The 25,013-nt window shown below is 64.7% G+C and carries 21 protein-coding genes; 14 read left to right on the forward strand and 7 right to left on the reverse strand.

The features are described 5' to 3' along the window. The 8 genes from DFR39_RS15525 to DFR39_RS15560 form a co-directional block, all read left to right on the forward strand. Positions 1-312, forward strand: a 312-nt coding sequence (locus tag DFR39_RS15525; RefSeq protein WP_246030840.1) for a UDP binding domain-containing protein, incomplete at its 5' end; no start/stop codon positions are given. Positions 313-342: 30 nt separating this feature from the next. Continuing rightward, positions 343-1,497: a TIGR03088 family PEP-CTERM/XrtA system glycosyltransferase gene (locus tag DFR39_RS15530; RefSeq protein ID WP_246030864.1), complete on the forward strand. Its 1,155-nt coding sequence runs from the start codon at positions 343-345 to the stop codon at positions 1,495-1,497. A gap of 2 nt (positions 1,498-1,499) precedes the next feature. Next, positions 1,500-3,461 (forward strand): XrtA/PEP-CTERM system amidotransferase, encoded by a 1,962-nt coding sequence (locus DFR39_RS15535; RefSeq protein ID WP_133604602.1) that lies wholly within the window; start codon positions 1,500-1,502, stop codon positions 3,459-3,461. Between the two features lie 2 nt (positions 3,462-3,463). Next, on the forward strand, positions 3,464-4,675 hold the full coding sequence (locus DFR39_RS15540; protein ID WP_133604907.1) for a TIGR04063 family PEP-CTERM/XrtA system glycosyltransferase: 1,212 nt from the start codon (positions 3,464-3,466) through the stop codon (positions 4,673-4,675). Continuing rightward, complete coding sequence (locus DFR39_RS15545) at positions 4,668-5,930, forward strand: glycosyltransferase (RefSeq protein ID WP_133604604.1); 1,263 nt, start codon at positions 4,668-4,670, stop codon at positions 5,928-5,930. Before DFR39_RS15540 ends, DFR39_RS15545 begins: the two co-directional genes overlap by 8 nt. 2 nt (positions 5,931-5,932) lie before the next feature. After that, positions 5,933-7,291, forward strand: coding sequence for a phenylacetate--CoA ligase family protein (locus tag DFR39_RS15550; protein WP_211343884.1), 1,359 nt, complete (start codon positions 5,933-5,935; stop codon positions 7,289-7,291). 12 nt (positions 7,292-7,303) lie between these two features. Beyond that, the gene (locus tag DFR39_RS15555; RefSeq protein WP_133604608.1) at positions 7,304-8,668 is read left to right on the forward strand and encodes a putative O-glycosylation ligase, exosortase A system-associated; all 1,365 of its coding nucleotides are present in this window, start codon (positions 7,304-7,306) and stop codon (positions 8,666-8,668) included. Next, positions 8,665-9,624 carry a polysaccharide deacetylase family protein gene (locus tag DFR39_RS15560; RefSeq protein ID WP_133604610.1) on the forward strand — a complete coding sequence of 320 codons (960 nt, stop codon included), beginning with the start codon at positions 8,665-8,667 and terminating at the stop codon, positions 9,622-9,624. Before DFR39_RS15555 ends, DFR39_RS15560 begins: the two co-directional genes overlap by 4 nt. A 69-nt stretch (positions 9,625-9,693) precedes the next feature. Here DFR39_RS15560 and DFR39_RS15565 read toward each other — a convergent pair whose 3' ends face one another. After that, positions 9,694-11,178, reverse strand: coding sequence for an asparagine synthetase B family protein (locus DFR39_RS15565; protein ID WP_133604612.1), 1,485 nt, complete (start codon positions 11,176-11,178; stop codon positions 9,694-9,696). 38 nt (positions 11,179-11,216) lie between these two features. Next, the gene (locus DFR39_RS15570) at positions 11,217-12,413 is read right to left on the reverse strand and encodes a glycosyltransferase family 4 protein (RefSeq protein WP_133604614.1); all 1,197 of its coding nucleotides are present in this window, start codon (positions 12,411-12,413) and stop codon (positions 11,217-11,219) included. 160 nt (positions 12,414-12,573) lie between these two features. Here DFR39_RS15570 and DFR39_RS15575 point away from each other — a divergent pair, with 160 nt between their 5' ends. The 4 genes from DFR39_RS15575 to DFR39_RS15590 all read left to right on the forward strand — a co-directional run bounded on the left by DFR39_RS15575 (position 12,574) and on the right by DFR39_RS15590 (position 17,158). Next, positions 12,574-13,614 (forward strand): glycosyltransferase family 2 protein, encoded by a 1,041-nt coding sequence (locus DFR39_RS15575; protein WP_133604616.1) that lies wholly within the window; start codon positions 12,574-12,576, stop codon positions 13,612-13,614. Then, entirely contained in the window at positions 13,611-15,104 is a 1,494-nt protein-coding gene (locus DFR39_RS15580; RefSeq protein WP_133604618.1) for a lipopolysaccharide biosynthesis protein, read from the forward strand. Before DFR39_RS15575 ends, DFR39_RS15580 begins: the two co-directional genes overlap by 4 nt. A gap of 116 nt (positions 15,105-15,220) precedes the next feature. Beyond that, positions 15,221-16,108, forward strand: coding sequence for a polysaccharide pyruvyl transferase family protein (locus DFR39_RS15585; RefSeq protein ID WP_133604620.1), 888 nt, complete (start codon positions 15,221-15,223; stop codon positions 16,106-16,108). A 78-nt stretch (positions 16,109-16,186) separates the two neighbouring features. After that, complete coding sequence (locus tag DFR39_RS15590; RefSeq protein WP_162849549.1) at positions 16,187-17,158, forward strand: glycosyltransferase family 2 protein; 972 nt, start codon at positions 16,187-16,189, stop codon at positions 17,156-17,158. A 55-nt stretch (positions 17,159-17,213) separates the two neighbouring features. On the opposite strand, the gene DFR39_RS15595 is transcribed toward DFR39_RS15590, so the two are convergent. Genes DFR39_RS15595 through DFR39_RS15615 form a run of 5 tightly spaced genes read right to left on the reverse strand, consistent with a single transcriptional unit; the run spans position 17,214 to position 21,921 of the window. Beyond that, positions 17,214-17,924 (reverse strand): tetratricopeptide repeat protein, encoded by a 711-nt coding sequence (locus tag DFR39_RS15595; RefSeq protein ID WP_133604624.1) that lies wholly within the window; start codon positions 17,922-17,924, stop codon positions 17,214-17,216. After that, the gene (locus DFR39_RS15600) at positions 17,921-19,774 is read right to left on the reverse strand and encodes a GNAT family N-acetyltransferase (protein ID WP_162849550.1); all 1,854 of its coding nucleotides are present in this window, start codon (positions 19,772-19,774) and stop codon (positions 17,921-17,923) included. The genes DFR39_RS15595 and DFR39_RS15600 overlap by 4 nt, the downstream gene beginning before the upstream one ends. A gap of 49 nt (positions 19,775-19,823) precedes the next feature. Beyond that, positions 19,824-20,765 (reverse strand): hydrolase 1, exosortase A system-associated, encoded by a 942-nt coding sequence (locus DFR39_RS15605; protein ID WP_211343885.1) that lies wholly within the window; start codon positions 20,763-20,765, stop codon positions 19,824-19,826. Next, entirely contained in the window at positions 20,762-21,634 is an 873-nt protein-coding gene (locus DFR39_RS15610) for a hydrolase 2, exosortase A system-associated (RefSeq protein WP_133604628.1), read from the reverse strand. The genes DFR39_RS15605 and DFR39_RS15610 overlap by 4 nt, the downstream gene beginning before the upstream one ends. Positions 21,635-21,672: 38 nt before the next feature. Further along, positions 21,673-21,921, reverse strand: a complete 249-nt coding sequence (locus DFR39_RS15615; protein ID WP_133604630.1) for an acyl carrier protein — start codon at positions 21,919-21,921, stop codon at positions 21,673-21,675. Positions 21,922-22,178: 257 nt separating this feature from the next. Between DFR39_RS15615 and DFR39_RS15620 the strand changes: the two genes are divergently transcribed. Continuing rightward, positions 22,179-23,762 carry an acyl-CoA ligase (AMP-forming), exosortase A system-associated gene (locus DFR39_RS15620; protein WP_246030865.1) on the forward strand — a complete coding sequence of 528 codons (1,584 nt, stop codon included), beginning with the start codon at positions 22,179-22,181 and terminating at the stop codon, positions 23,760-23,762. Beyond that, on the forward strand, positions 23,759-25,009 hold the full coding sequence (locus tag DFR39_RS15625) for a pyridoxal-dependent decarboxylase, exosortase A system-associated (protein WP_133604632.1): 1,251 nt from the start codon (positions 23,759-23,761) through the stop codon (positions 25,007-25,009). The genes DFR39_RS15620 and DFR39_RS15625 overlap by 4 nt, the downstream gene beginning before the upstream one ends. Positions 25,010-25,013 lie beyond the last annotated feature (4 nt).

Raw genomic sequence — 25,013 nt, forward strand, 5'->3', positions numbered from 1 at the left:
GGCGATCTGCGCAACTCCAAGGTCATCGACATCATCCGCGAGCTCCAGAGCTACGGGGTGGAGGTCTTCGTGACCGACCCTCAGGCCGAGAGCGAAGAAGCCGAGCACGAGTACGGCGTCAAGCTGGTGGCCTGGGACGATCTGCCGCGGGCGGACGCTATCGTGGCGGCGGTGGCGCACCGCGAGTTCGCAGCCCTGAGCCTGGAAGACCTGGGCAAGAAGCTGGTGAAGAACGGCGCCTTCGTGGATGTGAAGGCGGCGTTTGACCAGCGCGCGCTTGCCGAGGCGGGCTACAAGGTCTGGCGCCTGTAAAGCATGAGCGGAGCCCGGGATCCCCGCCCCTTGATCCTGCACGTCGTGTATCGATTCGATACCGGCGGGCTGGAGAACGGCGTGGTGAACCTGATCAACCATATGGACCCCAGGGCCTACCGGCATGCCGTGCTGGCCCTGACCGAGGTCACGGACTTCCGGCACCGCATCAAGGTGCCGGATGTGCAGTACTTTGCCTTGAACAAGGCGCCGGGCCATGGCTTCTGGCTTTACCCGCGCCTGTACCGCATCTTCAAGCAGCTGCGTCCGGCCGTGGTCCACAGCCGAAATCTGGCCGCGCTGGAGGTGGTGCTGCCGGCCTGGGCGGCCGGGGTGCCGGTGCGCGTGCATGGCGAGCATGGTCGCGATGTGAGCGATCTGGATGGTTCCCATCGGGGCTACCAAAGGCTGCGCCGCTTTTATGGTGCCTGGGTGCATCGATTTGTGGCCCTGTCTCAGGACCTGGCCGGCTATCTGCGCCAGCGCGTGGGCCTGCCCGATCGCTGTATCAGCCAGATCTACAATGGTGTGGATGCTCGACGCTTCAACCCGGCTCCGGTCCGTGCCTCGATTGAGGGCAGCCCCTTCAACGCTCCCGAGCACTTCCTGATCGGGACGGTGGGGCGCATGCAAAGCGTCAAGAACCAGACCTTGCTGGCCCAGGCCTTTGTGCTGGCCCTGTCGCAGCGGCCCGATCTGCGCCCGCGACTGCGCCTGCTGATGGCGGGGGAGGGGCCGCTGCGAGCGGATGCACAGCAGATCCTGCGCGACGCCGCGTGCGAGGAGCTGGCCTGGCTGCCGGGCGAGCGCGGGCAGATCGAGCGCTGGATGCCTGGCCTGGACCTGTTCGTGCTGCCCTCGCGGGCCGAAGGCATATCCAACACCATTCTGGAAGCCATGGCCTGCGGTCTGCCCGTGATTGCGACCCGTGTGGGCGGCAATCCCGAACTGGTGGAGGAGGGCGTGACGGGCTACCTGGTCGAGTCTGACGATGTGACCGCCATGGCCGGGCGTATCGTGCAGCTGGCCGATGATGCTGCCCTGTGCCGCAGCCTGGGACGGGCAGGGCGTTCGCGGGTGGAGCAAAACTTCAGCCTCGACGCGATGGTGGGCGCCTATCAATCGATGTACGACGAACTGCTGGGCGCGCGCAAGCCGGCCGCAATGGCATTGAAGGGGAACTGAGCATGTGCGGCATCACGGGAATTGTCGATCTGCGGGGCGGGCGTGCCATCGAGCCGCATGTGCTGCAGCGCATGAACGATTCGCAGTGGCACCGCGGCCCGGATGAAGGCTCGGTGCACATCGAGCCAGGCTTGGGTTTCGGCCACCGGCGCCTGTCCATCATCGACATCGCCACCGGCCAGCAACCCCTGTTCAACGAAGATGGCTCGGTGGTGGTGGTCTTCAATGGCGAGATCTACAACTACCAGTCCCTGATTCCCGAGCTGCAGGCCCTGGGCCATGTGTTTCGGACCAAGAGCGATACCGAGGTCATCGTCCATGCCTGGGAAAGCTGGGGCGAGGACTGCGTGCAGCGCTTCCGCGGCATGTTCGCCTTCGCACTGTGGGACCGCAACAAGCAGACCCTCTTCATGGCGCGCGATCGCCTGGGTGTCAAGCCCATGCACTACGCCATTCTGGATGACGGCACCCTGCTCTTTGGTTCGGAGCTGAAGTCCCTGCTGGCTTACCGGGATGGCCGTGGCGGCATGAGCCGCGAGCTCGACCCCTTGGCGGTGGAGGAGTACTTTGCGCTGGGCTATGTGGCCGAGCCGCGCTGCATCTTCAAGCAGGCCCGCAAGCTGGAGCCCGGCTACAGCCTGTGCATCCGACGCGGCCAGCCGCTGCCTGCGCCGCGCCGCTACTGGGATCTTCGCTTCACGCTGGACCGCCAGATCGGCGTTGAGGAAGCCTGCGCCGAACTGCGCGAGCGCCTGGCGGAGTCCGTGCGCCTGCGCATGATTGCCGAGGTGCCGCTGGGCGCCTTCCTGTCCGGTGGCGTGGACTCCAGCGCGGTGGTGGCCACCATGGCCGGGCTTTCTGCGGGGCCGGTCAATACCTGCTCCATTGCCTTTGATGATCCGAAGTTCAACGAGTCCGAATTCGCCAAGATGGTGGCGGACCGTTATCGCACCAACCACCGCGTGGAGACGGTGCGCAGCGATGACTTCGACCTGATCGACCGTCTGGCCCGTCTCTACGACGAGCCCTATGCCGACAGCTCGGCCCTGCCCACCTACCGGGTGTGCGAGCTGGCACGCAAACATGTGACCGTGGCCCTGTCGGGCGACGGTGGTGACGAAAGCCTGGGCGGCTACCGCCGCTACCGCATGCATCTGATGGAAGAGCGCATGCGCTCGGCCCTGCCGGCGGGCATCCGCCAGCCCGTCTTCGGTCTGCTGGGGCGGCTCTATCCCAAGGCCGATTGGGCGCCCCGCGTGTTTCGTGCCAAGACCACCTTCCAGGGCATGGCCCGTACCTCGGTGGAGGCCTACTTCCATTCCGTGTCCATCCTGCGCGGCGAGATGCGTGATCGTCTTTTCAGCCCGGCCTTCAAGGCACAGCTCGGCGGCTACCAGGCACAGGCCGTGTTTGACCGCCATGCGGCCGAAGCCGGTACCGACGATGCCCTGGCCCTGATCCAGTACCTGGACCTCAAGACCTATCTGGTCGGCGATATCAACACCAAGGTGGACCGCGCCAGCATGGCGCATTCCCTGGAGGTGCGCGAGCCGCTGATGGACCACGAGCTGGTGGAGTGGCTGGCCACGCTGCCCTCGGACCTGAAGGTGCGCGGGCAGGAAGGCAAGTACATCTTCAAGAAGGCCATGGAGCCCGCCCTGCCACATGAGGTGCTGTACCGGCCCAAGATGGGCTTCTCGGTCCCGCTGGCCCGCTGGTTCCGCGGCCCCTTGCGGCAGCGTGTGCGTGACGCCGTGCTGGGCGATCGCCTGGCCGAGACGGGCTGGTTCGAGCCCAGCTATTTGCGCAGCCTGGTGGACGGGCACCAGAGCGGCGCCTACGACTACAGCGCGCCGCTGTGGACCCTGCTGATGTTTGATGGCTTCCTGCGACAGGTGGTCGATGGTGGCGAGGCCAGCTTGGGGGCCTTGCGTCAGAACGAGGAGGCTGGGGCCCTGTCATGAGTCTGCGTGTCTTGCATGTGCTGGATCACACGATCCCGCTTCACAGCGGCTACACCTTTCGCACCCTGTCCCTGCTGCGCGAGCAGCGCAAGCGGGGCTGGGAGACCCATCATCTGAGCAGCCCCAAGCATGGTGACGGGCTGGGAGACAAAGCCACTAGCGCGCTGGTCGAGAGCGTGGACGGCTGGCAGTTCCACCGTACCCCAGCGCCACGCGGCCTGAGTCCCTGGGCGCTGATGCGGCGCACGCGCGAGCGCCTGCTACAGGTCGCTCGCGAGCTGCGGCCGCAGATCATCCACGCCCACTCGCCGGTGCTGAATGCGTTGCCGGCCATCAAGGTGGCGCGCATCCTGGGCATTCCGGTGGTGTACGAGATCCGGGCCTTTTGGGAAGACGCGGCCGTGGATCACGGCACCACGCGCGAGGGCAGTCTGCGCTACCGCCTGACCCGCGCCCTGGAGACCTACGCCTTGCGCCGGGTGGATCATGTCTTCACCATCTGCGAGGGCCTGCGCAGCGATATCGTGGCGCGCGGTATCTCGGCCGACAAGGTGACCGTGATTCCGAACGCAGTGGACATCGAGAACTTCGAGCCCGGTGGCCAGGCCGACGAAGCGCTCAAGACCCGTCTGGGCCTGGCCGGCTGCACGGTGCTGGGCTTCATCGGCTCCTTCTATGCCTACGAAGGTCTGGATCTGCTGCTGCAGGCCCTGCCGGCCATCCTGGCCCAGCGTCCCGATGTGCGGGTGCTGCTGGTGGGCGGCGGTCCGCAGGATGCGGCGCTCAAGGCCCAGGCCGAGGCCCTGGGCCTGGGCGACAAGGTGGTCTTTACTGGCCGCGTTCCGCATGCCGAGGTCAATCGTTACTACGACCTGGTGGACGTGCTGGTCTATCCGCGCCACAGCATGCGCCTGACCGAGCTGGTCACCCCGCTCAAGCCCCTGGAGGCCATGGCCCAGGGCCGTATCCTGCTGGCCTCGGATGTGGGCGGGCATCAGGAGCTCATCCGTGATGGGGAGACCGGGGTGCTGTTCAAGTCCGGGGACGCCGCGGCCTTGGCCCGGGCCGTTCTGGGCCTGCTGAGTCGCCCGCACACCTGGGACGCATTGCGCGCACAGGGGCGCCGTTTTGTCGAGACCGAACGCAACTGGGCGCGCAGCGTGTCCAACTATGTGCAGCCCTATACCCGCCTGAGCGAGCCCAGGCATGGCTGAAGCTCGCCAGGCTGGCCCCAGCATCGTCGTGTTCAGCAGCCTGTTTCCCAGTGCTGCACAGCCCGGCGCTGGCCTCTTTGTGCGCGAGCGCCTGTTCAGGGTGGGGCGTCATCTGCCCTTGCAAGTGGTTTCGCCCCGACCCTGGTTCCCGCTGCAATCCTGCTTGTCCAAGCTGGGCATGGGCACCCGCGTGCTGCCCGCACGTGTGGAGGATCAGGCGCATCGCGTCTGGTTCCCGCGCTTTCTGTCGGTGCCCAAGATCGGCCGTCGCCTGGATGCCTTGATGATGGCGCTGGCCGCCTATCCCCGGCTGCGAGCGCTCAAGCGTTCCGGCGAGCTGGACTTGCTGGATGCCCATTTCGGCTATCCGGACGGCGCCGCTGCGGTCCGTCTTGGACGCTGGTTGAAGGTGCCTGTCAGCATCACCTTGCGGGGAACCGAGGAGCGGCATGCTCGCGACCCGACCCTGCGCCCCGAGCTTGTGCGCGCACTGCAGGGGGCGGATCAGATCTTCACGGTCTCCGACTCGCTGCGCCAACTGGCCCTGAGCCTGGGCGTGGAGCCCGCCAAGGTCAAGGTGGTGGGCAATGGCGTGGACCTGCAGCGCTTTCGCCGGCTGGACCGCCGGCAGTGCCGTGAGACCCTGGGCTTGCCCGAGGATGCGCCGGTCCTGGTCACCGTGGGCGGTCTGGTCGAGCGCAAGGGCTTCCACCGCGTGATGGCCGGCCTGCCCGAGCTCTTGCGCCAGCATCCGGGTCTGGTCTACCTGGTGGTGGGCGGTCCGAGCCCGGAGGGCGACTGGACCGACCGTCTCAAGCAGCTGGCGCAGGAGCTGGGCATTGCGTCCCAGATCCGCTTTCTGGGCGCGCTCAAGCCCGACGAGTTGGCGCCGGTACTCAGCGCCGCGGACGTGTTTGTACTGTCCACGCGCAACGAGGGCTGGGCCAATGTCTTCCTGGAGGCCATGGCCTGCGGCCTGCCGGTGGTCACCACCCGCGTGGGCGGCAATGCCGAGGTGGTGTGCGAGCCCGCGCTGGGTGAGGTGCTGCCCTTCGACGACCATGCGGCCTTGGTCCAGGCGCTTGATCGCGCGCTCAAGCGCGACTGGGACCGTGAGCACATCGTGCGCTACGCCCAGGCCAATACCTGGGACCGCCGCGTCGAAGTCCTGCTGGCCGAATTCGACCGCCTCGCGGCGCCGGTGCGGCCGCCGTGCTCGATGAACCGGGTCAGCAATGGCGGGCAAACAAGATGAGCATGGATCGGACCTCTGCATACACGCGTTTGGTGTCGGGACTGGTGTTTCCGCTGCATGAGCGGCTCAAGCACCATGAGTCGGTCGCCGTGCGCCGTGAGCTTGAGCGCAGCCAGTGGATGAGTGCGGCCGAATTGCAGGCGCTTCAGTTGCAGCGGCTGCGGCAGTTGCTGACCGATGTGGGCCAGCATGTGCCTTTCTACCGGGAGCTCTTCGCCAGGGAGGGGATCTCGCCCTCGGACTTCACGGAGCTGGCGTCCCTGCAGCGCCTGCCCTTCCTGACCAAGGCGCTCATTCGGGCCCACACCGAGGCGCTCAAGCATGAGCAGGCTCGGGACCTGGCGCGCTTCAACACCGGCGGCTCCTCCGGTGAACCGCTGATCTTCTTCATCGGCAAGCAGCGTGTCTCCCACGATGTGGCGGCCAAGTGGCGCGCCACCCGCTGGTGGGGTGTGGACATCGGCGACCCGGAGATGGTGGTCTGGGGCTCGCCCATCGAGCTGGGCAAGCAGGACCGTGTGAAGGCGGTGCGCGACAAGCTGCTGCGCACCGAACTGCTGCCTGCCTTCGAGATGAGCGAGGCCAAGCTCGACGGATTCATTGCCGCGATCCGCCGCAAGCGCCCGCGCATGCTCTTCGGCTACCCCTCGGCGCTATCGCATATCGCCAAGCACGCCAAGTCCCGCGGACAGCGCATGGACGATCTGGGCATCAAGGTCGCATTCGTCACATCGGAGCGGCTGTACGACGAGCAGCGCGCTGTGATCAGCGAGGTCTTCGGCTGCCCGGTGGCCAATGGCTATGGCGGGCGTGATGCCGGCTTCATTGCCCATGAGTGCCCCGCAGGCGGCATGCACATCACGGCCGAGGATGTGATCGTGGAACTGGTCGATCCGCAGGGCCGGCCCGTGCCGGTCGGGGAAGCCGGAGAGATCGTGGTCACCCATTTGGCCACCAGCGATTTCCCCTTCATCCGCTACCGCACCGGCGATGTGGCGGTGATGGATGACCGAACTTGTGCCTGCGGCCGCGGCCTGCCCATGCTCAAGGAAATCCAGGGGCGCACCACGGACTTTGTGGTGGCCGCGGACGGCACGGTGATGCATGGGCTGGCCCTGATCTACATCCTGCGCGACTTGCCCGGCGTGGCTGCATTCAAGATCGTGCAGCACAGCCGTGAGCGTTGCGAGGTGCTGATCCAGGCCGAAGCGGATGCGGATCGTCAAACCATGGTGCCCAGTGTGATCCGCGGCTTTCGTCAGCGCCTGGGCGCACAGGTGGAGGTCGATGTGAGCTTTGTCGACGGAATTCCTCCGGAGCGTTCCGGCAAGTTCCGTTACGTGATCAGCCACGCAGCATGAGGAGCAAAGCGCGTGCGTGACCTCATCATCGTGGCGATCTGCGTTTTCGGATCGCTGGTGGCCCTGCGCAAGCCCTGGATCGGCGTGCTGGTGTGGACCTGGCTGAGCCTCATGAACCCCCACCGCTATGCCTGGGGTTTCGCCTACGATGCGCCCCTGGCGGCCATGTCGGCCGCCTGCACCTTGCTGGGCTTGATGGCCACCCGCGACCGCCGCTGGCCCATCTCCAACGCGCCCACGGCCTGGTTTGTGGTCTTCATGGTCTGGATGACCATCTCCTGGTTGGCTGGCCTCAGCCCCAAGGACGACTACGAGCAATGGAACAAGGTCATGAAGATTGATCTCATGATTCTTGTGGCGATTGCCCTGATCGCGAGCAAGGAGCAGATCCTGGGCTTTGCCTGGGTGGCGGTGGGGTCTCTGGCCTTGCTGGGCGCGAAGGGTGGAGTCTTCACCGTCATGACGGGCGGCAACTACCGCGTTTGGGGCCCGCCGGGTTCCTTCATCGGTGGCAATAACGAGTTCGCGCTGGCCCTGGCCATCACCATCCCGCTGATGCGTTTCCTGCAACTGCAGCTTCAGTCCAAATGGGGCAGGCACGCGATGAGTGCCGGCATGGTGCTCTGCGCAGCAGCGGCACTGGGCAGCCACTCGCGCGGAGGGCTGTTGGCCGTGTCAGCCATGGGGTTGTTGATGTGGTGGCGAGGTCGAAATCGTTTTGTGGGCGGTGTAGTGATTGCCTGCATCGCGCTGCTGCTGGTGGCTTTCATGCCTGACCAGTGGGGGGACCGCATGCAAACCATCGAGACCTATCAAGAGGATCGATCGGCTATGGGGCGAATCGCGGCATGGAACCTCGCCTGGAATGCCAGCTTCCATTACCCCTTCGGTGTCGGCTTCAATGCCGCAAGGCAGGAGCTTTTCCTCGCCTTTTCGGACTACGGCCTGGAATTCGGTACGCCTGTGGCCCACAGCATCTATTTCCAGGTCCTGGGGCACCATGGTCTGGGTGGGCTGGCGATTTTCCTGATCATGTGGGTTGTGACTTACCGCTGGGCCGGCTGGCTCAGAGTGCACGGCGCGCAGATGTCCGAGACGAGGTGGGTCAGCGATCTCGGGGCCATGTGTCAAGTTTCGCTGGTGGGTTACGCCGTGGGCGGTGCTTTTCTCAGTCTGGCCTACTTCGACTTGCCCTATATCGTGATGGTGCTCGTCGTTGTCAGCCGGGCTTGGCTTGAGAAGCGGCGTTGGCAGACTGAAATCTATCCCCAGAGGGCTTGGTGGCATCGAGTCCCCGGACTGCGAGGCCCGGGGGGCGGTCTCAGTGAGGTCCAGATGCTTGAAGCCACTGCCGTGGGTTCGACGGAAAAGAAATGATCAATCGCATGCTCATGGGCTGGGCGTCGGGGCGGGCTCACCGGGCCAGGCTGACCACCCTGATTTTTCATCGCGTGTTGCCCACGCCAGACGCATTGTTTCCTGAGGAAATGCATGCTCTGCGATTCCGCGAGCTGTGCGACTGGCTCAAGTCCTGGTTTGAGGTCTTGCCTCTGGATGTGGCCGTGCGTCGCCTCAAGGACGGCAGCCTGCCCTCCCGTGCCTGTGCCATCACCTTTGATGACGGCTACGCAGACAACCACGATGTAGCGCTGCCGATTCTGCGCGCCGCCGGCTTGCCTGCAACGTTTTTCGTGGCGACAGGCTTTCTGGACGGTGGGCGCATGTGGAACGACACCCTGATCGAGACGATTCGGCGGTGCAAGCGGTCTTCCCTCAATCTAGAGGGTACGCCGGTGTCCGGCTTGGGCCGGCTGGAGCTGGGGCCTACTCCTGAGAGCCGGCGACGCGAGATCGAGCGGGTGCTCCAGGTCGTCAAGTATCTCGACCATGAGCAGCGCCTAGACTGTGTGAACACATTGGCCCAGCGGGCGGAGGTCGAACTGCCTGTGGACCTCATGATGTCGTCGGCACAGGTTCGCGCTCTTCATGAGCAGGGCATGCAGATCGGGGCCCACACCGTCAGTCACCCCATTCTGGCGGGGCTGCCGGATGAGCAGGCGAGGGCGGAGATCGCCGAGAGTCGGCGGGTCTTGCAGGACATCACCGGCCAAGCCGTCAGCCTGTTTGCCTATCCGAATGGCAAGCCCGGTACCGACTATTCCGAACGCAGCACCGAGATCGTGCGAGAGCTTGGATTTGAGGCGGCCGTCTCCACGCATTGGGGTGCTGCAAAACAGGGCTGCGACTACTTCCAGATTCCCCGCTTCACCCCGTGGGACCGTTCTCGCTGGCGCTTTGCCGCCCGCTTGCAGCGGAATCTGTTGACGGCTTGACGGGGCTGGATCCTCTGCAAAGCCCGTGACGAGAAATGGCGCCACCGAGAGGTGGCGCTGGGCATGTGCTCAGACTCGCCAGTCTGGCGACTTGGCGCGCAGCCACTGCTCCAACATCATCAGAATCCAGACCATCTCGCCGTAATAGCCCGGGTGCTCTGATAGACGGCTCCCCAGGAGTTCCTGGACGAAGCTCGAGTTGATCAAGCCTCGACTCGCCAGATGCTTGACCGAGTCCGAAGCCAGCGCATGCAGGGGCTGGTGGGTCAGCAGCCAGGGCCCGAAAGGCAGGCCGAAGCCATGCTTGGGTTTGCTGATGATCTCATCGGGCAGGAAGCCGCGCAGCGCCTCCTTGAAGAACCAGCGCAGCTTCTGGCCCTTGAGCTTGTAGTCATCGGGCAGGGTCAGAGAAAAGTTCAGCAGGTCTTCGCTGAGCATCGGAAACGCTACGCTGAGGCCGGCCAACTCCGTGGCGGCGCGCACCTTGGGCAGGTCACTTTCGCCCAGGGTGTAGCGCCAGTCGTAGGCGAGCGATCGATTCAGGTCGCTGCAAGTCTGCTCAGAGGCCGCCCAGGCCCAGACCTCTTCCTGATGGCGCAAAGGCGCAGCGGTATCGATCTGCGCCAGGAAGTCTGGCGTCAGCACACGGTCCACGCCCAGGCGCAGCAGCAGGTTGTACATCTGCAGGCGTCCCGGCATGGGCACCCGGGCTTGCTCGATATAGCTTTTTCCCTTGCGCAGCAGGGGCAGCCGGCCCAGGGGGCTGTCCACGAGCAAGGGCTCCAGCACATGCTGCCGCAGCGGGGCCGGCAGCCGCTCGTAGTAGCCAAACACCTTTTGCTTGGCATAGCGCGCATTGCCGCCAAACAACTCATCACCGCCGTCACCTGCCAGCAGATGGCTCACGCCCGCATTCTTGGCCTGCAGCGCGCAGTAGTAGGCCGGCAGGACCGAGGAGTTGCCGAAGGGCTGATCCAGCGAGGCGGCCATGTCCGGGATGCTGCGCACCAGATCGCCGGGGGTGACGTAGTACTCGTGGTGACGCACGCCGAAGTGGCGCGCGGCCAACCGGGCGTACGCCATCTCGTCATAGCCCTCGGCCTCGAAGCCGATGGAGAAGCCGTGGACCTCGCCGCCGCTGACCTGGCGCATAAGGCCTGCCACGGTCGAGCTGTCCGTGCCCCCGCTCAGAAAGCAGGCCGCGAGGCTGCCATCCATGCTGCTGGCGACCGAGTCGCGGAGCAGACGAAGGAATTCTTGCTTGAGTGTCTCGAAGGAGCGGCCTGACTGGGGCGCAAAACGTGGCGCCCACAGGGGCTTGAGTTCCGCCGTCCCGGCCACGAGACCATGCGCTGCCGGCACGCGTGAAACACCCTTGAAGATCGTTTCGGGGGAGGGAATGAAGTGGAAGTACAGATAGTCGAAGATGGCCTGTGGGTTGAGCTCGGTTTGCGGGCCAGCCAGGGCGTCGGCGCGGCGATGCGTGAGCACATGCTGGTCTTCGCCCTGCATCCAGCAACTGGGCTGCATTGCGAAGTAGTCGATCTTGTCCATGCTGAGGAGGCCTAGTCTGTCGAGGGGTGGTTGAAGTTTCAGTGGGCCCGGCCGCGCACGGCGTCGCGCGCAGACTTCCACAGATTCAATCCATGCTGTCGCACACGTTGCCAGGCACCGGGCGTGGGCAGTTCAACGGGCGTGTTGGCGATGCGTTGGTAGTGCTGCACATACAGTTGCCGCAGCACGGGCAGGCCATACTGCTGCTCGGCCACGAGCCGTCCAGCCTTGCCGATGCGTTGCCAGGTCTGCTTGTCCGTATCGCGCAGCACCCGCGTCAGAACACCGCCTCGAGCCATGTCGATGAACACGCCTTGCTGGACGATCTGCTGCTGGTTGGGGTGTTCGGTACAGACCACGGGCAGCCCCATGGCCATGGCCTCGATGTAGGCGATGCCGAAAGTCTCGAACAGGGAACCCAGCACAAAGACATCGGCCGCCGCGAGCAATTCGGGCAGCGCTGCATGCTCCACGGTCGTGAACAGGACGCGGTCGCCCAGTAGTTCGCGCCCCAGGGCCTTGATGCCGGGAGTCTCGGCGGACTCCTGACCGGCCACCACCAGGAAGTAGCGGTCCTTGAGTGGCGCCAACTCCCGGATCACATGATCCATGCGCTTGTGGTTGATGCCGATGGTGCCCACGCTGACAACCACTTCGGCGTCTGCTGGAATCTGGTGCCGCTCGCGGAAACTGCTGGGAAGGCCGGGTCGAAAGCGCTCCAGGTCCACGCCATGCGGGATCATGAAGGCCTTGTGCTTGGCGCTGAAGCGGTGGTTGTGTGGCGTGTGCTCCTGCACGAAGTCGCAGGGTGGCAGGTCGGCCGCCGGGATGGCTCCGCCATTGGAGAACACGATACGCGGCAGCCTGCGGAACAGGTGGCGGTTGGCGTGGATCAGGGTGCAAACCTCCTGCTCCAGGCAGTGGATGATGTCGTAGTCCCCGGCCAGCAGCGCGGGCAGGGCGGCATAGGCAAAGGTTTCATGCTCGATGCGGCAGCGTTCCTGCTCGCGCATCGAATCGGCCCAACGCGTCTGGCCGGCAATATGGATGTGCTGCAGCAGTGGGGAGTTTCGCGGCAGGCAGGGCGCGACCAGCTCTCGTTCACGCGGCTCACCGGCTCCCTTGAAGAGCGTCATGTCGACGTGACCGTCCAGCAGCTCGAAGAGCGAGCGTGCGAAGACCTCATGACCACGCGCAATCGTTCCGAGTCCGGAACACAGTAGGGCGACCTTCAAGCGGGAACCTCCTCCTTTGTTGCCGTCCACCTTCCCCTCGGAGGTTTTGAGCAGCGGGCATTTTGATGCCCCTCGGGCTGCTTATGGCGAAACCCAGGGCTAGAGGAGCAATAAATGCGCATCCGTCCACTTATCTGTGGGGGGGGGCTCCAGACGATTGGTGCAAGAATCCCAGGCCGTCTTTGACGAATTGCCAATTCGCCCATCACCAGGAATGCACTCCTCTCCAACGATTGCGGTCGTCATACCGAACTACAACGCTGAGCGATATCTGGCAGCAACCTTGCGATCCGTGCTCGCTCAACAAGGGGCGTTCCGTCTGGAGGTTCTGGTCGTCGATGACGGTTCGTCCGATGGCTCGGTGGCGATGCTCAAGCGCGACTTCCCAGAAGTGCGGGTGATCGAGCAGCCCAACGCCGGCGTCGCAGCGGCCCGCAACGCCGGTATCGCGGCGGCCACGGCGGAGTGGGTGGCTTTCATCGATGCCGACGACATCTGGCTGCCCGGCAAACTGCAGGCCCAGCTTGAACTGCTCGATGCCTGTGGCGATGCTGTGCGCATGTGCAGCACCGGCTGGCATGTGTGGACCACCCAGAGCGTGGAGCCCCCTGAGGATCTGCTTCGGGAGCTGGCGGCGCGCGTTTCGGGCGTGCCAGTGCATGCCGCAGAGGCGGCCCGTACCGCATGGCGATACACCGAGCTGCTTCAAGATTGTGTTGTGTGGACCAGCACGGTGCTGGCACAGCGCAGTCTTTTGCGCGAACTGGGCGGATTTGATACCGCGCTCAGGGTTGGCGAAGACTATGACCTATGGCTGCGTGCATCCAGACTCACGCCCATTGCCCGTCTTGATGCGCCACTGGCCTTGTATCGCCATCATGGCGCCAACATTACTCACAGGGCTCCGGAACGCAACTTCAAGGGCGAGGTGGTTCAGCGAGCCATTGATCGCTGGGGTTATCAAGGGCCGGATGGACGCGAAGCCTCGCGAACGGCTGTGCACGCGGGTCTCTCTCGGAGTTGGGCTGATTTTGCGGGGGCGCAACTGCTGGCCGGGCGCCGGCGCCGTGCGCTGCCGGCTGCATGCCGGGCGGTCAGACTGAAGCCTTCTTCCTTGCTGGGATGGACGGTTCTCTGCAAGTCCTTGCCCGGCTTGCTGCTCGCCGACAAGGCCGATCCCGGCCGGACACCGCAGGCATGAAGCGCGCCCGCACGCTGCTCAGGCGCTCTTTCTACCGTCGTGATCTGGCTGTGGGTCGCCAGGTGATGCACGGCGCCGCCTATCAGTTTGTCAGCATCGGTCTTCGCACCCTGATCACCATCGGCTCTACCGCCATCTTGGCCCGCCTGCTGTTGCCGGCCGATTTCGGCTATGTGGCGATGGCAACGGTGGTCACCGAATTGGCGGGGCTCTTGGGAGCGCTGGGCCTGAGCAATGTGCTGGTTCAGCGGGCCACCATCAACAGATTGCAGCTGGACACTTTTTTCTGGGCCTCGGTGGGGCTCGGTTGTGCACTGAGTGCGGCGGTGGTGTTGCTCTCATATCCGGCCAGCAGTTTTTTCGGTGACGCCAAAGTGGGTGAAATCCTCCGCGTCCTGGGCTTGAACTTCATCTTGGGCAGTCTCAGCATCGTTCCCACTGCAGTGCTGTCGCGCATGATGCGTTTCGGCACGGAGTTCTGGATTCAGAACACCACCATCATTTTGCGGACGCTGGCGGCGATCGCTGCGGCTGCGGCTGGTTGGGGGGCATGGAGTCTTGTGATCGGAGCCTTGGCTGGCAGCCTCATCAGCACGGTGTTGTATTTCATGGCTGTGCCATACCTGCCGCGGCTGCGCTTCAGTCGTCGGGTCCTGACCCAATCCTGGCGCACCAGCAGCGGCTACCTCGGCAACTCTAGCCTCTACTACCTCAACACCAATCTTGACCTAATGCTTGTGGGTCGGGCGCTCGGTGCTACCGCACTCGGCTATTACCAAAGTGCTCGTTCGCTCACGGACGAGATACGCGGTCGCATTGCCATGCCGGTACAAAACGTGCTGTTTCCTGCGTTTTCGGCGCTGCAGTCCGACCGGCCGCGCTTTCGTGCCCTGGTCATGCGCGCAGCCTTGTTGATGTCTGCCTTGGTGGTGCCGATCGGTTTTGGTGTGTCGGCGAACGCAGATGCCTTGGTGCGCACCTTGTACGGCACCAATTGGCTGGCCATGGTTCCGGTCATGCAGCTGTTTGGCTTGAGTGCCTCTATCCGGGCGGCCACGGCTATTGCTGCGCCACTGTTCGCAGCCAACGATCGGGTAGGACTTTCATTTCGGTACAACTTGGTTGGGACCATCATCATGGCCGTTGCAGTGCTCGGCAGCACCCCCTGGGGGGTCGAGGGGGTCTCCCTCGCAGTGGCTGTGTCGACCTGCTATGCCTTCGTGGGCATGCATGCCGCCTTTCGCCTGATACAGCTCGGTGTGAAGGACATGCTAAAGGTTTTGCTCCCCCCTTATGCGGCAGCAAGTGTCATGTGGGTCGCGACCAAGGCGGTGTTTGATCAAGCTTGTTTGCAGGAGTGCGGCGCGCTGCTTCAGCTAGTGGTGCAGGTCGGCTTCGGCGCCATGGTCTACCTCGCTATGGTGTTGCTGCTATCGGTGCCGTTGCGGCGGGAGGTGATGGCCGTGCTGCATCGACTGTGGCGGAACTGATGGCGCACCCGGCAAATGAGTGGTGTGTTGGTGAAAGGCCTGGCTGAGCCGGGACAGGTGAATTCGGGGCCGGCGACGACCCCTATCGAATCGGACTGATTGCGGATTGATTGGCTATGAAACTCCATTACTTCAAAGATCCGGCTGGTAATTTCGGCGATGACTTGAACCCCTGGTTGTGGGGCCGCTTGATTCCTGATGTTCTAGACGATGACCCTTCGGAACGCTTTGTCGGGATCGGTACCTTGCTGAATCACCGGTTGCCTGACAGCGGTCGTCTGCACATCATGGGCAGCGGCGCGGGTTACGGCCGTCCCATGCAGATCGATCAGCGTGTGCGTGTGCATGCCGTGCGTGGGCATCTGACGGCGAAGTCCCTCGGTTTAGCTGTTGAGACTGCCGTGGCCGACGCCGCCGTGCTTATCCGACAGGTAGAGCTGCCGCCTTTGACGCTTTCGCGCCAGCGCGTCGGCGTCATGTTCACAGGACAAAGTCTGGCTGCTTTTGACTGGATGACACTGTCGCAGCAGATCGGCTTGCATCCCATCAGTTGCCACTGGTCGGTAGACCGGGTGCTGGACGAGATCCGGCGTTGTGATGTGCTGCTCAGCGAGGCCATGCATGGCGCCATCATTGCCGACGCGCTGCGTGTGCCTTGGGTGCCCATCACCTGCAACCCTGACATCCTCGGGGCCAAGTGGCAGGACTGGCTGTCGGTGTTCGATCTGCCCTATCAGCCCAGCGCGATCCGCGCCCTGCATGCACCCCAGTCTGACGCAGGCTGGCGGGCGGGTCTGAAGCGGGTGGCCTCTGCCGTGGGGCTGGGCGCTGCTAGCACCGGTCCTCGCCCGAGTGCGGAATCAGACATCGGCCTGGCACGTGCCCAGTTGCTGGAAGCCGCGCGTCGTCCCGGCACTCTGAGCAGCGAGGCCGTCATGAATGCCAAGGTGCGTCGCTTTGTCGAATTGCTGGACGTCCTGCGTGCTGAGCGTCTGGCGCGCTGAAGATCGGGCAAAACGGCGCTAAGCGCAGAAGGACGAACGAGGCCAGTTATGTTGCAAACCAGCACGGCATCTCCCCCTATGGTTTCGGTCATCGTGCCGAACTACAACCATGAGCGTTTTCTGCGCCAGCGCCTCGACTCCATCCTGGGGCAGTCCTTCCAGGACTTTGAGCTCATTCTGCTTGACGATCTGTCCTCGGACGGCAGCCAGGCGCTCTTGGAAAGTTACGCGAATCATCCGAAGGTGGCCCAGCTCTGCTTCAATGAGCGCAATGGGGGGAGTCCTTACCGCCAGTGGAACAAGGGTCTAGGCTTGGCGCGTGGTCGCTATGTCTGGATTGCCGAGTCGGACGACTATGCGGCGCCTGATTTTCTGGAGCAGTTGGTGGCCGTGATGGAGCAATCGCCCGGCGTGGGTATTGCCTTTTGCAAATCGCTGAAGGTGGACGAGACGGGCCGCGAGATTGGTTCCACGGACGACTGGTTGGCCGATGTGGGTCGTGGGCTGGCGCAGTGGCAAACTGACTTTATCGCGGGCGGCCGGGAAGAGGCAGGGCGACTGCTGATCCAGAAGTGCATCATCCCCAATGTCAGCTCGGCCCTGATCCGGCGCGAGACCTTGCTCGCGGTGGGCGGCGCGCACGCGGCGATGCGCTACTGTGGTGACTATCTGACCTATGTGCGCTTGCTGGAGCGCAGCGATCTGGCCTATCTCGCACGGCCCTTGAACTACTTCCGATTCTCAAGCCAGAGCGTGCGTACCAAGATGGTTCATTCTTGGTTGCATGAGCGCGAGAAGTCCGAGGTGTTGTCGGAGATTGTCAAGGGTTTCGAGATCCCGAAGCCGGAGCTGGAATGCGTTCGCTTCGCCTATTTCTCCCAGCTGCTGCGCATATCTCGCTACGATCGAGCGTTCTTCTGGAACTTCGTACGCCATCTGCCCCAGTTCCAGTCGGCTGCCCGAAACTTCTGCCCGAGCTACTACCGGAGCTTGCTGGTGACCCTGGGGCGCATGCTGCGAGGCTCCATCGTCAGCCGCTTCGGCCCTTGAGACACTGGCTTTTGAGCGGTTGAACGGGGCCGGTGGGGTAGAGCTTGAACTGACTCTATTGGACTGAGGCAGAGGCGGCCGATGCCGGCTGTTCCGGCGGACTAATCCAGTGCCCTGACTTGCGCAACCTCTCCTCAAGTCCTTTCCGAGCGTAGCCTGCCGCCGCGGCAAGATGGGCTTGGTTGAGTGCAATATCGAAGGCCCCGACGTCGTACGCTACCAAGCCGATGTTGTAGATCGAAACGGGATTGTCGCCGGCACGGCGCTGGGCTTCTCGTAAGTGGGTCAGTACGGCATCGTCTTTGCCTTGCTTGGCCAAAAACTGGACGTACAGCAACCGAGCCACGTTGTCGTCTGGCCGATAGAGAACGGCGCGCTGGTAGTAGCAATCCACCGTGAATGTTGCCCCTGGGGGTTGATCCGTTCTGTGGCGCTCCCCGAGTTTTGCCATCGTGATCAGCGCCCGATGGTGATTGGGGAATACGTGCAGCGTATAACCGACGTCAGAGGCCATGGTCCCGTAAGTGGTGGTCGCCGGCTTGGTCATCGTCTCTACCCCAGGGGTGAAGTGCACGCGCTCAACCAGCGCCAGATTCTCCTTGGTAGCTGTTCGATAGTCGAAAGGGCCGTAGTGATTGACGAAGGGGTTTCCGCACTCCGACTGTGCTCGCGCGGTGGATGAAACACCGAACACGGCGAGCAGCATGACGGCAGAGGTGACGACGCGGAGCTGAATCATGTCTTTTCCCTGGCGGACGGTATTCAACGGAACCTGAGGGCGCGAGCCGCGCGAACAGCCTGCTTGCCGGCGAGTCTGATGCTAGAGGCCAGAAAGGGCAGCCAATCAAAGCGCTGCCGCAAGTAGGGGAAGCTGCTTCGATGTCCGGGCAGGCCCATGTACTTGTGCAAGGCCTGGCAATGGTGGACAAAAGCCAGCGGATCGCGTTCGGTGTCGTACCAGACGCTTGGCTGCAGCGTCTGCGGCCCGGCTTCGGGCCTCAGGCCCAGCGCCAGCTGGTATTCGTGCAGGGGCTGGTTGTAGCCAGCCTGTATGCACAGCTCCACCCAGAAGTCAGAGCGGCCGACTGTGGGCTCGATCACCCAGTAGCGGCCCTGAGGGTCGCGTTTGAGTTCCAGCGAAACCACACCGCTGAGCGGAAGACCTTCAAAAAACCGCTGGGACAATCGCAGCACTTCGGGTTCGTCATAGGTCTGGGCAATCGTCGTCTGGCCCCGTGCGGGGGGATGTGACGCAAGTTTGCGGCCCACCATGCCGCGAACGAGGCGGCCTTCGCTCAGCGTCAAAGCCCCGAAAAATATGGAGTCGTCCCCACCCGCGATGTACTCCTGAACCAGGATGGGCAGCGAGGCTTCGTGGCGCTGCAGCAGCTGCAAGAGCTCCTCATGGCTTTGCGCGATCTCGGTCTTGAAGGCCGATAGGGGGCGCACCGGCTTGAGTATGAGTGGCGGCTGAAACTCGCGTGCCTCGTCGGCTTGAGTCATGCGCGCAATGACCATGCTTCGCGGGTAATTGAGACCCTGGGCCCGGCTGCGAGCCTCCAGCGCGTCTTTGCGCTGCAGATTCAGCACGGTCTGCGCCTGCGGCAACCAGGCGACGCGATACAGCGGGCCAAGCAGTTCGGCGTGTTTGCCAATCTGCTCGACATGCCGGTCGTTCACCGCCAGCAGCACCACGTCCTGATAGGCACTCAGCTTCTGACGCAGGGCTGTGAGGGCGGCGGGGTACTCAGGCGCATTGAAGTGCGGCACGCTGAAATGCCCCTTGAGATAGCGGCTTCTGAGTCCTGGCTGGGTTGGGTCGTGCTCCGCCACATAGCAATCTATGCCAGCTCGTGCCAGCGCACGAAACATGGCAAGGCCGTGGCTGTCGGCCCCAAGAATCAGGGCCGCCGCCGAGCCTGGTGTGGGGGGCGCATCGGCTGCGGCCGTGTGGGGCAGCTTGAGTTCGGGCCTTGCAGACTTTCGGCCCAGGCTCAGGCGAATGCGGGGGCCGACCGAGCTCAGCATCAATTGCACGGGGCCCAAGGCGACAAAGGCGCAGCAGGCCACGCGGCTGGCCCCCATGCGCTCATGGACCTGTATCGATTGCGTATTGAACAGCGAAATGCGGCTGTAGCTTTGTTCCACGCCCTGAGCACGCAACTGGCCCGCAACTTCACTCCACAGCAGGGCTCCGGTACGGCCAAGGCGGTAGCGCGGCTCCACATAGACATCAAAGTCCCAGACGCTACGGCCATCTGCCGGCAAGGTGTAGCGGCAGCGAAACGTGTCTTCGTCGTAATGCCCGCGTGCAATCCAGATATGGCCCGCAAACTGCTCCTTGACCGTGGCCACGAAGCAGCTATGGCCGGCTTCGAAGCGCTGACGGTTGACTTCTTCGGAACGAGGAAAGGCCCCGGCGAAGTCGGTGCCAGCATGCACCTCGCAGACCCGTGTGCTGCCGCTGCTGCGAACCGGGCCCAGTTCTCGCAGTGGCTGCGTGCAGATGAGGTAGATGTCCATGCTGCCGCGGCCGCAAGTGAGCAGGCTGAACAGCCGCGAGCCCCAGTACAGCAGCTTGGTCCGCCAGCTTCGGGCCAGACGGGTCATGGGCATGTCCACCGCCGGGCTGCGAGGGGGCTGTGCCGTTGTGTTTGGCACTTCGCTACTCATGACGGGCGGGCGGCAAGCCATGCAGCCATTGCAGGGTGTGGTGTTCGACACGAGCCCGTCCCTCGGCGCTGGAGAAGGTGTGATCCTCCTGCGGCAGGTCGACCCGGCTGACGTGCTCGCCTTGCAGCAGCCCCTGCCATTGACGAGTCATGCCGGTGTATTCAAGAAACTCTTTCGCCGTGTGATCCCGCCCGCTGAGCAGGAGCAGGATGGGGCCCTGGAACTTGGCCCAGGCCGATGCCATGCGTTGCTGGAAGGGCAGGCTCGCGCCCTCGGCGGACCGGGAGTCTTCGCCCGGCTGCCGGCTTCCCATGGCATGCCCGATGTTCTTGATCAGACCCGCAATGGCCGTGCCAGCGACCTTGCCGCTCAGCAGCTTGCGCCAGAAGTCGGGGTCGGCGAGTCGCTGCAGATAGTAGTGCTTGAGGTGAGCACGGGCCAGACCCTGCGTTGAGCGAACCCAGGGGTTGGCCAACACCAGGCCGGCCACGCGGGCATCGCCGCCACGGGCCTGAAGGTAGAGCAGGGCAGCGGAGGCCGCGTCGCATAGCCCCCAGAGCACCACGCCCTCCAACTGCGGGCGGTTCTTGAGCAAGGCATCAATGGCGGCTCCGATATCGGGAGCAGACTGCTCAAAGCCTGTCATCGCCCCCGCCGAGTCGCCCATGCCGCGGGTGTCAAAGCGCATGCTGATATAGCCAGCCGCAGCGAGCTGTCTGGCCAGCAACACGAATTGCCGGTGGCTGCCCGCACGGTACTGGGGGCCGCCCACGATGATCAGCACGCCCAGTTTCGTCTCGACTTCTCCCTGCGTGGGGCTGCTGATGATGCCCAGCAGCGCTTGTCCTGCGCAGTCAAAACACAGGGCCTGCTCCCTGATGCCCTGGGCAGGGGCTCCGGGGCTGCCCGTCAATGCATGGCCGCCGCAATTCATGCGCAGTGCTCCAGGGGGCGGTAAGCCCTCTGATCTGCGCCAGACGCCTGTTGCAGCAGGCCGCGAACCGCGCCATCAATCAAGGCCGGGGCTTCTTCGATTTCGGTGGTCTGCCAGAACGCGGGGCCCGCGAGTTGCTCGGCATGCAGCTGCCAACCGGCTTCGCGCCAGCGCTCCTGGGTTTGTGCTGCCACCGGCGACCATTCACTCGGCTGCTGGCTGGCGAGCTCCAGCCAGACCAGGCGGGCCTGTTGATCTGTCGGCGTGGGGATGGGATTTAGGTTCGCCGCCTCGAGCCCCGTGCTGAGCGGCGCTGAAAGCCTGTAACCGGCGATCTCCACGCTTTGACCTTGGCTCAGCGCTTGACGAAGCTGGGCCATCAGCCCCTTGCCACTGCCGTCGAGCATCCCGCCAGCAACTTTGAGACGCAAAAACTGCTGCAGCACGGTCTTGCCCGAAGCGGGGGGCTGCACCAAAAGCAGATTCGGCGCTGAAGGCAGGCGCTTGGCCACGTCAACCGCGAGCAGGCAGCCCGCCCGCAGGCCCCAGATCCACAGTGGTGCGGGCTGCGGCTGCGCCTTCAGCCAGCGGCAGGCCTGCACCGCGTCGGCCACCCAGGCCTCCCAGCTGGCGTCGCCGAAGTCGCCGCTGCTGTCGCCACAGCCCAGAAGGTCTATCTGCAGGACCTCATAGCCTGCGGCCGCCATGGCCCTGGCCTGCAGGGCCGCCATGCGCCGAGACTTGTTCATCTCCTCCGCGAAGGGGTGGAGGTAAAGGATCTGGCCTCGCTTCTCCGGCCCTTGTGCGTCGTGGTGTATGCACAGCCGTTGCCCTCCCTGGCCCTCGGCTTCGAGAAAGAAGGCTTGCATGTGCACAGCTCGGGTTCAGACCGGAGGCGCCCTTGGCCTCAGGGCAGACGGGCCTGCACGAAGTCGCTCAGCGCGCCCACGGTGGCAAAGGTGGCGCCTTCAATCTCGTCATCCTCCACACTGATACCCAGCTGTTCTTCCAGGGCGGTGATCAGGCTGACGACCGCCATCGAGTCCAGCTCGGGAATGGCGCCCAGCAGTGCCGTGTCGCGGGTGAAGCTGGCGCTGCGTCCGTCCAGGCTGAGGACTTCGTCAAGAATTCGGAGAACTTGTTTCTGGGTATCCATATCGTTGCTGCTGTTCCTGCTGAGGCGGCGTACCGCTGCGGATGTGCGAACGCCTCCCTCAAGGCTGGCGGCATCTTAACTGTGTACCCCGGGCTGCCCAGCGCTGCGCAACCCCTTAGAACAAGGGGCCGCTGCATGAATTTCTCACATCCTGATCGCGTAATCTGCGCGGGCTCGCCGGAACATGGTGCAATGCGAGCCCGGCAGTGCCTCCCGCCGGAGGCGCAGTGCCACCCCGCATCCACGATCCAGTCACGATGAGCATGAGCGAGCGTTTGACCGTCGAATCCAGTCTTCTCCATGAACTTCCCCTGCTCCAGGCCGGCTTGCGTCCGGATGCGCCAGCCCTGGGCTATGCAGGCAAGACCCTGAGCTATGGCGAGCTCGGAGCCCAGATCGAGGGCTTTGCCGCCGGCCTGATGCTGCTCGGCCTGGGGCGTGGCGAGCGAGTGGCCATCTACCTTGAAAAGCGCTTCGAGACCGTGGTGGCCAGCTTTGGCGCGCCGGCGGCGGGCGGGGTCTTCGTGCCGCTCAACCCCCTGCTCAAGCCCGAGCAGGTGGGCTTCATCCTGCGCGACTGCGATGTGCGGGTGCTGATCACCTCGCCCGACCGTCATGCCCTGCTGCGCGAGGTGCTGCCCGAGTGCCCGGCCCTGCGCCAGGTGCTGCTGACCGATGGCGAGGACTGGCAGCGCCTGCTGGCCACACCGCCCCAGCCCGGCCACCGTGTGATCGACTCGGACCTCTGCGCCATTCTCTACACCTCCGGCTCCACCGGCCGCCCCAAGGGCGTGGTGCTGTCGCATCGCAATATGGTCACCGGGGCCAAGAGCGTGGCGTCTTACCTTGGCAACCATGAGCAGGACATCCTGCTGGCGGCCTTGCCTCTGTCCTTCGACGCCGGTTTCAGCCAGCTGACCACGGCCTTCCATGTGGGCGCCAAGGTGGTGCTGCTGAACTACCTGCTGCCGCGCGATGTGCTCAAGGCCCTGGAACGCGAGCGCATCACCGGCCTCACGGCCGTGCCGCCGCTCTATATCCAGCTCACGCAGATGGACTGGCCGCCGGCCATCAACGAGCGCCTGCGCTATTTCGCCAACACCGGTGGCCGCATGCCGCGCGAGACCCTGCAGCTGCTGCGCGAGCGGGTGCCGGCGGCCCGGCCCTTCCTGATGTACGGACTGACCGAGGCCTTCCGCTCCACCTATCTGCCGCCCGAGGAGGTGGACCGCCGGCCCGACTCCATCGGCAAGGCGATTCCGAATGCCGAGATCCTGGTGTTGCGCGAGGACGGCACGGAATGCGCACCCGAGGAGCCGGGCGAGCTGGTGCACCGCGGCCCCCTGGTGGGCCAGGGCTACTGGAACGACCCCGAGAAGACTGCCGAGCGCTACAAGCCCCTGCCGGCCGGCGTGGGCGGGCGCGAAGCAGGCCTGCAGCTGCCCGAGTACGCCGTGTTCTCGGGCGATACCGTGCGCCGCGACGCCGAGGGCTTTCTCTACTTCATCGGCCGGCGCGACGAGATGATCAAGACCTCGGGCTACCGGGTCAGCCCCACCGAGGTGGAGGAAATCCTCTACGCCACCCAGCTGGTGGGCGAGTGCGTGGCCTTTGGTGTGGACCATGCCAGCCTGGGTCAGGCCATCCAGGTGATTGCCACCGCGCCCGCGGGCGCCGAGAGCCTGGACCTGGCCGCCCTGCAGGCCGAATGCCGCAAGCGCATGCCCGCCTATATGGTGCCGGCCGGCATCGAGCAGCAGGCCGGCCCGCTGCCCCGCAATCCCAACGGCAAGATTGACCGCAAACTCCTGTCCACCGCCTGGGTGGAGAAGCATCTATGAGCGAGAGCGCCCCTGTCAGCAACAAGCCCGTCCATGCGCCCATGGCGCAGTTCCCCGTGGAGGGAGGCGAGCTGATCGTCGGCGGCCAGCCGCTCTCCCGCCTGGCCGCCCGGGTGGGCCAGACGCCGTTCTATGCCTATGACCGCGGTCTGCTGCGCCAGCGCGTGGCCCAGCTGCGCGCGGCCCTGCCGGCCGCCATCAAGCTGCACTACGCGATGAAGGCCAATCCCATGCCGGCCCTGGTGGGCCTGATGGCGGGCCTGGTGGACGGCATCGATGTGGCCTCCGGCGGCGAGCTCAAGGTGGCCCTGGACGCCGGGGCCGACCCGGCCGAGATCAGCTTTGCCGGCCCGGCCAAGCGCGACAGCGAGCTGCGCCAGTCGGTGGCGGCCGGCGTGCTGGTGAATGTGGAGTCTGCTCGCGAGCTGCCGGTGCTGGCCGAGGCCTCGCAGGCCCTGGGCCTGCCGGCGCGCGTGGCCCTGCGCGTGAACCCCGACTACGAGCTCAAGGGCTCGGGCATGAAGATGGGCGGCGGCCCCAAACAGTTCGGCATCGATGCCGAGGCCCTGGGACCGGTGCTGGCCGAGGTGGGCCGCCTGGGCCTGGCTTTCGAGGGCTTCCACCTTTTTGCCGGTTCGCAGAACCTCAAGGCCGAGTCCATCTGCGAGGCCCAGCTCAAGTCCTATGAGCTGGCCCTGCGCCTGGCCGAGCAGGCGCCCGCGCCCCTCAAGTTCCTGAACCTGGGCGGCGGCTTCGGCATTCCCTACTTCCCGGGCGAGGCCCCGCTGGAGCTGGCGCCCATAGGCGCCAATCTGCAGGCCCTGGTGGAGCGCGCGGCGCGCGATCTGCCCCAGGCCAGCCTGGTGATCGAGCTGGGCCGCTATCTGGTGGGCGAGGCCGGGGTCTATGTGGCTCGGGTGCTGGACCGCAAGATCTCGCGCGGCCAGGTCTATCTGCTCACCGATGGCGGCCTGCACCACCACCTCTCGGCCTCGGGCAATTTCGGCCAGGTGATACGCAAGAACTACCCCGCCATGCTGAGCCAGAACCGGGGCGAGACCCGGCGCGAGAGCGCCTCGGTGGTGGGCCCGCTGTGCACGCCGCTGGATCTGCTGGCCGACAAGATGGAGCTCACCGCCGCCGAGCCCGGCGATCTGGCCGTGATCTTCCAGTCCGGGGCCTATGGCGCCAGCGCCAGCCCGCAGGATTTTCTGGGGCACGCCAGGGTTGTCGAGGTGCTGTTGTGATCGA

This window comes from Roseateles asaccharophilus (assembly GCF_004362405.1).
GTDB classification, from domain to species: domain Bacteria; phylum Pseudomonadota; class Gammaproteobacteria; order Burkholderiales; family Burkholderiaceae_C; genus Kinneretia; species Kinneretia asaccharophila.